Here is a 1,143-nt window from a genome sequence, read left to right as displayed (position 1 = left end):
CCTGCCGAGAAGCCAGATGTCACAACATCGGCACCGCCAAACAAGGCTACCATACCCGCTACTCCATATAAAGCCCCAAAACCTATAAACCCATTGATAAGTGCCATGAACCAGAAAATTATATTTATTGTTTTTTTTTTATTGTGACCATACTTTTTTGCGTTAATTGTAGCGGAAATAATAAGGGAAGTGAAAAATCTATACAACCAGAAATAGAGAGTTATGAAGAAAAAGACATAGTTCTACTGAGGAGAAAGAAATTCCTTGGAGTATTGAATATTTAAAAATTCAACAAATTCACGATAGTTACAAAGTCTTTGGAAAAGGTGTTTCCATTGCTATTTTAGACACAGGTATTAAAAGTAATCATAAAGATCTGAAGATTAGAGGTGGAATAAATATTATTAATCATTCGACGAATTACGAAGATGATAATGGACACGGTACACATATAGCAGGGATTATTGCACGAATTGCACCAAAAGCAGAACTATACTCAGTAAAAGTATTAAATAAGAAGCAAATTGGCTCATACGAAAATATTGCTAAGGGAATTGAGTGGGCTATTAATAATGATATAGATATTATTCTCATGAGTTTTGGTGGAAGTAAAGATTCACGTATATTAAAAGAAGCTATTAAGAAAGCTGATTCAGAAAATATTACTCTTATTGCATCTACTGGAAATACTGCTCTATCAAACAACTCTATTACATATCCCGCAAAATACGAAGAAGTTATTGCTGTAGGGGCAATAACTGAAAATAATGAGAGGTGGGTTGGCTCTAATACTGGAAAAGAACTCACGGTTATGGCACCAGGACACAAGATATTAAGTACATCTATAGACGGTAACTATACTATAAGAAGCGGTACATCTTTAGCTGCAGCTCATGTTGCCGGAGGCCTAGCATTATTCTTAAGCTATAATCCTTTATTAGATAATAAAGATTTAGGAGAGATAATCATACAATCTTCTATCAAAAAAACTCCTGACGGATATAGGATCTTCAATTTAGAAGAGGCTTTTAAGATATGTAAAAATTTCAAAAAATAGTACAAATATTTGTATAATAATGGTATAATTTACCACTAGTGTTGCATAAATAATGTCATAATTTTCAGATTAATTATTTTCCCAAC

1 protein-coding gene is annotated in these 1,143 nt (G+C 32.7%); it reads left to right on the top strand.

Features of this window, described 5'->3' with window-relative positions; translation table 11 throughout:
- The first annotated feature begins 259 nt into the window (after positions 1-259).
- Positions 260-1,057 carry a S8 family peptidase gene (locus tag LIZ98_RS17480; RefSeq protein ID WP_309240473.1) on the top strand — a complete coding sequence of 266 codons (798 nt, stop codon included), beginning with the start codon at positions 260-262 and terminating at the stop codon, positions 1,055-1,057.
- Positions 1,058-1,143: the final 86 nt, after the last annotated feature.

The sequence above is a fragment of the Caldibacillus sp. 210928-DFI.2.18 genome (genome assembly GCF_020554505.1).
GTDB classification, from domain to species: Bacteria; Bacillota; Bacilli; order Bacillales; family Caldibacillaceae; genus Caldifermentibacillus; species Caldifermentibacillus hisashii.
Note: the sequence above shows the minus strand (reverse complement) of the source record. Positions and strands in the feature narration are given on the sequence as shown.